This is a genomic window from Streptomyces sp. NPDC057543 (assembly GCF_042801895.1).
In the GTDB taxonomy this organism is placed as follows: domain Bacteria; phylum Actinomycetota; class Actinomycetes; order Streptomycetales; family Streptomycetaceae; genus Streptomyces.
In genome coordinates this window covers 1-6,895 of sequence record NZ_JBHVFF010000376.1, presented here as the reverse complement: position 1 = coordinate 6,895, position 6,895 = coordinate 1, and the positions used below count along the sequence as shown (strand labels likewise).

The following is a 6,895-nucleotide window of genomic DNA, read 5'->3' as shown; positions in this document are numbered from 1 at the left end:
GTTCGGGACCGGGCCCCGTCCTGCCCGGCGGGCCGCCGCACGGGCTCAGTCCCGGCGTCCCGGAACGCGGCGTCCGCCGGACGCACCCCGGCGGATCGTGCCCAGACCGGCCGCCACCACCACGGCCAGGGCCAGCACCCCGTACCGCTCCGGGGACAGATACGGCAGCGATCCGGTCGTCGACACCGCGAACGCCATCAGCGGCACCGCCGCGACCAGGGTGCCGATCGCCAGACCGGCCACCACCACCAGCCCCGTCTCCAGGACCAGCATCCGCCGTACCTGGCGGCGGCCCGCGCCGACCATCCGCAGCAGGCGGAACTCCGGGGCACGGCCCACCGAGATCAGGGACAGCGTGCTGACCACCGCGAGCAGCGCGAAGCCGCCGATCACCCCGACGCCGATGACCACCAGGGCGTCGTCCCGGTCCGATGCCGCCGGGGCGATGCGTACGTCGTCCGCCATCGCGGGACGGACCACCGCACCCGCGTACGGGGCGAGCGCGCGCCGTACCGCGTCGGCCGAGGCGGCCCCGCCGTCCGCCGTGCGCACCAGGACGCTCCGGTCGCGCGATGCCTGGACGTGCCCGGCCAGGGCCTGGCGCGGCAGCATGAACTCACCGATCCCCAGGGACCGTTCGTAGAGCGCGACCACCCGGAGCCCGACCGGCGTGCCGTCACCGAGGCGGAGCTCCACCGTGTCACCGATGCCGGCGCCCAGGTCCGCAGCCCGGTCCTCGCCGATCGCGACGGTACTCCGGCCGGTGAGGTCCGCGAGGTCACCGGCTGTGACGTGCGGATCGAGCGTGCCAGGCAGTTGATCCGCCGTCACCCCCAGCACGGGGAACCGCTCCAGCAACGGATCGCCCAGCTCACGGTGGGCGAGCACGACACCGGAGTGCAGCACACCGGTCGCCGCCGTCACCCCGGGTACCTCCCGCACCGCACGGGCGGCACCGGCCGGCAGGCCCGCGGCCGGTCCCGTCACCACCAGATCCGCCCGCAGTGCGGCGGCGGCCTGCCGGTCGGCGGCCCGCTCCAGCGTCGAACCCGCCGACAACTGGACGCAGACGAACGCGACGAGCAGCACGATCGGGGTGATCGCCGCGCCCAGGCGCCGATGGTGCGCGGCGGCGGACCGGGCGGCCAGGAAGCCGGATACCCCGCCCGCCCACCGCACCGGCGTGCCCAGCACCCGCATCGCCACCTGGGCGATCCGCGGACCGAGCAGCGCCACCGCGATGATCAACGAGGTCGCCGCACCCGACGCGGCCACCGCGGCGGCCTGCCCGCTCTGCGCCGTCGCCGCACCGGCCGAGCCGACCCCCGCGACCGCCAGCACCACACCGGCGACGGTGCGCACCCGGCCCGGCTCGCTCGACTCGGGCGCACCGGCGGCGCCCAGGGCCGCGGCGGGCCGCAGCCCGGTGATGCGCCGGGCCGCGAGCAGTGACACCGGACGGGCCAGCAGCGTGACGAGCGCCGCGGCCACGGCGCCCGCCGCCAGCGGCAGCCACACCGGCACGGGCAGCGGCAGCGGTTCCGTGCTCAGCAACGACCGCATGTACAGCCCCAGCGGTACGGCCCCGATCCCGCCCAGCACCGCCGCGGCACCGGCCACCCGGCTCACCTCGCGCCCGACCGCCGACCTGAGCTGACGCGGCGTCGCTCCGACCGCCCGCAGCAGCGCCAGTTCGCCGGAGCGCTGGTGGACGGCCTGGGAGATCGCGGTGGCGATCACCAGCAGCGCCACCATCAGGACCGTTCCCGCGATGGAGGCCAGCAGCGGGAGCAGCTCGCCCCGGGTGCCGAGCGCGTCGACGTGTTCGGCCCGCCCGCGCTCCGCGCCGGTGAGGACCTCGATCGCGCGGTCGCCGTGCGCGTGGCCGGGCAGCGCGGCCTCCAGCGATGCCCGCAGGGCGCCGGCCGGCACGCCCCGTTCGGCGACGACGCCGATGGCGTCGACCGTGCCGGGGTGCCCGGCCAGGGCCGTCAGCCGCCGTTCGGTGAAGAAGACCGCGGGGCCGCTGCTCCGGTGCGCCGGCGCTGCGAGACCGCTGACGGTGTACGGCCGCGGAACCCCGTCGGCCTGCACGGCCACCCTGCTGCCGGGCCGGAGACCGGCCGCGGCGGCCAGGGTGCCGTCGACGACGAGTTCGTCCGGCGCGCCCGGCGCGTGACCGTCGGTCAGCCGGTACGGGGTGAGCATCGCGGACTCCCAGGACCGGCCGACAGCCGAAGCCGCGCCCGCCCCGCCGGGTCCGGTGCTCCCGCCGCTCACGGTCACCGGCACCGAGTCGTCCGCGACCGCCTTCGCGACCCCGTCGGCAGTGGCCGCCTTCTGCACGGCCGAGCGGTCGAGGCGGACCCGTTCCGGCAGATACGTCGTGGCGGTCTTCGGCTCGCTGCCCCACGGCTTCGCCGTGTACGTCACCTTCTGATCGGCCGCCACCACCGCGTCGGCCCCCGCATAGCGCTCCACCGGCGGCTGCGCCAGCAGCAGCGAACCCAGCACGAAGGCGAACGCGCCGATCAGCGCGGCGGCGGCCGTCGTCGCCGCGAACACCGCCGCCCACGCCCGGCGATGGGTCTTCAGCGAACGCCGGGCGAGGAACGCCGACGCCCGCCGCACCCCGTGCCGCACATCGGTGCGCGACCCACGCGTGTCCGTGTCCGTAGCCGTACCCGTATTCGTGGACGTATCCGTACGCGTGCTCATAGCAGCCGACCGCCGTCCATCGTCAGCACGGCGTCCGCCCAGCTCGCCGCCACCGGATCATGGGTGACCATGACGACCGTACGGCCGTCGATCCGTACCGCGTCCCGCAGCAGACCGAGCACCAGCGTCGCCGACTCCGGGTCCAGGGACGCCGTCGGTTCGTCCGCGAAGATCACATCGGGCTCGGTGACCAGCGCCCGCGCCACCGCGACCCGCTGCTGCTGGCCGCCCGAGAGCGTCGCAGGGCCCTGCGCCCCGCGCCCCGCCAGGCCGACCCGGGCCAGCAGATCCCGGCCGCGGGCCAGCACCCGCTCGTCCGCCGGATCGGCGCCCGCCAGCACCAGCGGCAGTACGACGTTCTCCTCGATGTTCAGCGAAGGCACCAGATTCAGGGCGTGCGACTGGAAGACGAAACCGATGCGGTCCCTGCGCAGCCGGGTCAGCGCGGCCTCGGACAGTGCGCCGAGCTCCGTGCCCCCGACCCGTACCGTCCCCGATGTCGGACGGTCCAGGCCCGCCGCGCACTGCAGGAACGTGCTCTTCCCCGATCCCGAGGGACCCACCACCGCGGTGAAGCTTCCGGCCGGGACCGCGCAGCTCACCGCGTCGAGCGCCACCGTCTCCCGGTCGCCGCGACGCCCGTAGCGTCGGCTCACCGACTCCAGACTCAGCGCGGTCGCCCGCATCGCCGTGACCGTGTCCACTGTCGACTCCACCCGGTCCCTCTCCTGCTTCATGCTCGGCTTCGTTCCTTCTGACCTGGGTAAACGCTATGAGTGGGGGGGTGTCCGGACGAGAGTGCGCGCTCCCGGACCGGGGGTGTAGCCAGCTCCACCAGGGCCCGGGGGAGGCCTCTACTCCGGGGGCGGGTGAACCCCCGTAACGTGATGCGCATGAGCACCACGCCCGCCCCGCTGACGGACGCCATCCGGCGTTCCTGGGACGCCTCGCGCTATCTGTTCGTCGGCGTCGCGATGGCGCTGATCGCGTATGTGAGCACCTTCCTGGTGGTGGCGGTCCTGATCTTCGCCCTCGTGCTCGTCGGGCTGCCCGCACTGCCCGAGGCTGCCAAAGTGCTGCGCCGGTTCGCGGAGTTCGAGCGGCGCAGGGCGGTCGCGCGGCTCGGCGTCCCGTTCACGCCGACGCCGTATCCACCGCTGGACGGTGGTGAACTCTCTGAGCGGGTACGGCGCGTCCTCACCGACCCGACGGTCTGGCGCGACGTGCTCTGGCTGCCGCTCCAGGCGCTCATGGGCAACGTCATCGGCTACTTCGCGATGGTGCTGTGGCCGGTCGGGCTCCTCGTCGACGGGGCCGTCCTGCCCGTCGTGCAGCTGCTGGACAGGCGCGCCACCGACGAGTACGGGACGCCGCCGCCCGTGCGACAAGGACTGGTGCTGCGCGGGCTTCCCGTACTCGCCGACCTGTCGGCGAGCTGGACCCGTTCCCTGCTGACCGTCTCGCCGTCCACCGCACTCGCCGAGCGGATCGCCCAGCTGACCGAGAGCCGGGCCGGAGCGGTCGAGGCGCACGGCGCCGAACTGCGCCGGATCGAACGGGATCTGCACGACGGGGCCCAGGCCAGGATCGTCGCCCTGTCCATGCGGATCGGCCTCGCCAAACTGCTCCTGGACCGTGACCCGGCCGCCGCGCGCATCCGCCTCGACGAGGCGCAGGACGGTGCGGAGGCGGCCCTCGCGGAGCTGCGCCACGTGGTGCGCGGCATCCATCCGCCAGTCCTGACGGACCGTGGACTGGCCGGAGCGGTACGGGCGTTGGCCGCCGATGTCAGCGTTCCTGTCACCGCGGAGCTCGACGGGGTGGAGGACGGGCGAAGGCTGCCGGCCGCGATCGAGGCCGCCGCCTACTTCGTGATAGCCGAGGCCCTCACCAACATCAGCAAACACAGTGGCGCGACTGCCGCGAGGGTACGGATCGACCGCGGCCCCGGCACCCTGCGGGTGATCATCGACGACAATGGGCACGGCGGCGCGGACGAACGCGCCGGGAGCGGGCTGGTCGGAATCAGGCGGCGGATCGCCGCCCTCGACGGAACCACCCACATGAGCAGCCCCGCCGGGGGGCCGACGGAAATCGAAGTGGAGCTGCCGTGCGGATCGTGATCGCCGAGGACAACGCCTTGCTGAGGGAGGGGCTCATCCTGCTCCTCACCGGCTCGGGCCATGAGGTGGTGGCCGACGCGGCGACCGGTCCCGAGGTGCTGCCCGCGCTGCTGGAACACCGCCCGGACGCCGCCGTGCTCGACGTACGGCTCCCGCCCACCTTCCGCGACGAGGGACTGCGCGCCGCAATCGCCGCCCGCGCGGAGATGCCCGACCTGCCGATCCTGGTCCTCTCGCAGTACGTCGAGGAGACGTACGCCGCCGAGCTGCTCGCCCAGGGCGCCGAGGGCATCGGCTACCTGCTGAAGGACCGGGTGGGCCGGGTCGACCAGTTCCTCCAGGCGCTCGACCGGGTGGCGGGCGGCGGCACGGCGCTCGACCCCGAGGTCGTGACCCAGCTGCTGACCCGCAAGTCGTCGGCCGAACCCCTGCGGAGCCTCACCCCGCGCGAGCGGGAAGTCCTGGAGCTGATGGCCCAGGGCAAGGCGAACGCCTCCATCGCCGCCGAACTGGTGGTGACGGAACGGGCCGTGAGCAAGCACATCGGTTCGATCTTCGCCAAGCTCGGCCTGGAGCCGGACGACGGCACGGTGCACCGGCGGGTGCTCGCGGTGCTGGCGTACCTGGAGGGCAAGGGCACGCGCTGAGCCACTCGCGGCCGTTTCCTCACGTTCTTCGTGACGTTGTTCGTGCGAAACCTGATCCCCGCTCGCGCGGACCGGAGCGCACGGGCAGGATGCTGTATGCCGTGTCGCGTCGCCAGGAGGTCCGCATGTCCAGCCCGAACCAGCAGCCCGTACCGTTCACCGCCGACGACTACCGGGCCCGGATGGCGCGCGCCGCCGAGACCGCTGCCGAGACCGGGCTCGCGGGCGTGCTGGTCGCCCCCGGACCCGACCTGGTGTACCTCACCGGCTACCAGCCCGTGAACACCGAACGCCTCACCGTCCTCGTCCTCAAAGCCGGCCAGGACCCGGTCCTCGTCGTCCCGACCCTGGAGGCCCCGGACGCCGAGAAGGCCGTCGGCGCACCGGCCCTGACCCTGCGGGACTGGACCGACGGCAAGGACCCGTACGCCGTCACCGCCCCGCTGCTCGACGACCGGGGCCGCTTCGGGATCAGCGACAACGCCTGGGCGATGCATCTGCTCGGGCTGCAGCGCACGCTCCCGGGCACCTCGTACGTCTCCCTCACCGAGGCCCTGCCGATGCTGCGCGCGGTGAAGGACGCCCATGAGCTGGAGCGGATCGCGGCCGCCGGGGCCGCCGCGGACGCCACGTACGGTGAGATCCTCAAGGTGCGTTTCGCCGGGCGCAAGGAGACCGACATCGCCGCCGATCTGGCCGGTCTGCTCAAGCAGTTCGGGCACTCCCAGGTCGACTTCACCGTCGTCGGCTCCGGCCCGAACGGCGCCAATCCGCATCACGAGGCGGGCGACCGCACCATCGAGCGGGGCGACATGGTCGTGCTCGACTTCGGCGGCCTCAAGCACGGCTACGGCTCCGACACCTCCCGTACGGTCCATGTCGGCGAGCCCACCGCCGAGGAGCAGCGGGTCCACGACATCGTGCGCGCGGCGCAGGAGGCCGGCTGCGACGCGGTCCGGCCCGGCGTCGCCTGCCAGGAGATCGACCGGGCGGCCCGCGCCGTCATCACCGAGTTCGGTTACGGCGAGCGCTTCATCCACCGCACGGGCCACGGCATCGGCGTCACCACCCACGAACCGCCGTACATGATCGAGGGCGAGGAACAGCCGCTGGTGCCCGGGATGTGCTTCTCCGTCGAGCCGGGCGTCTATCTGCCGGGCCGGTTCGGTGTCCGGATCGAGGACATCGTGACCGTGACCGAGGACGGCGGCCGTCGCCTCAACAGCACCGCGCGCGAACTGGCAATCGTCGAGTAGCCGAGTAGCCGAGTAGCCGAGTAGCCGGGCAGCCGGGCGCGGGGCGCGGCGGATCAGTCGTCGGCCAGCACCACGCAGGACTCCGGCGGCAGATGCAGCAGCCCGTCGCCGCCCGGGGTCTCCAGCGGCTCCCACGCGGCCACCACCAGGC

General features: G+C 73.8%; 5 protein-coding genes. 3 read left to right on the top strand and 2 right to left on the bottom strand.

Annotation, left to right across the window (positions count from 1 at the left end; translation table 11 throughout):
- Positions 1 to 45: 45 nt before the first annotated feature.
- Both ACFU8Q_RS37435 and ACFU8Q_RS37430 read right to left on the bottom strand, forming a co-directional pair.
- Entirely contained in the window at positions 46 to 2,718 is a 2,673-nt protein-coding gene (locus ACFU8Q_RS37435; RefSeq protein WP_384463396.1) for an FtsX-like permease family protein, read from the bottom strand.
- Positions 2,715 to 3,404, bottom strand: coding sequence for an ABC transporter ATP-binding protein (locus ACFU8Q_RS37430; protein WP_384463398.1), 690 nt, complete (start codon positions 3,402 to 3,404; stop codon positions 2,715 to 2,717). The genes ACFU8Q_RS37435 and ACFU8Q_RS37430 overlap by 4 nt, the downstream gene beginning before the upstream one ends.
- Before the next feature lie 207 nt (positions 3,405 to 3,611).
- Here ACFU8Q_RS37430 and ACFU8Q_RS37425 point away from each other — a divergent pair, with 207 nt between their 5' ends.
- From ACFU8Q_RS37425 to ACFU8Q_RS37415, 3 genes are all read left to right on the top strand, one after another.
- Entirely contained in the window at positions 3,612 to 4,841 is a 1,230-nt protein-coding gene (locus ACFU8Q_RS37425; RefSeq protein ID WP_384463393.1) for a sensor histidine kinase, read from the top strand.
- A complete protein-coding gene (locus ACFU8Q_RS37420; protein WP_384463390.1) occupies positions 4,829 to 5,488 on the top strand; it encodes a LuxR C-terminal-related transcriptional regulator in 660 nt (219 codons plus the stop codon). The genes ACFU8Q_RS37425 and ACFU8Q_RS37420 overlap by 13 nt, the downstream gene beginning before the upstream one ends.
- Before the next feature lie 125 nt (positions 5,489 to 5,613).
- Positions 5,614 to 6,744: a M24 family metallopeptidase gene (locus tag ACFU8Q_RS37415; RefSeq protein ID WP_384463387.1), complete on the top strand. Its 1,131-nt coding sequence runs from the start codon at positions 5,614 to 5,616 to the stop codon at positions 6,742 to 6,744.
- The last annotated feature ends 151 nt before the right edge of the window (positions 6,745 to 6,895 follow it).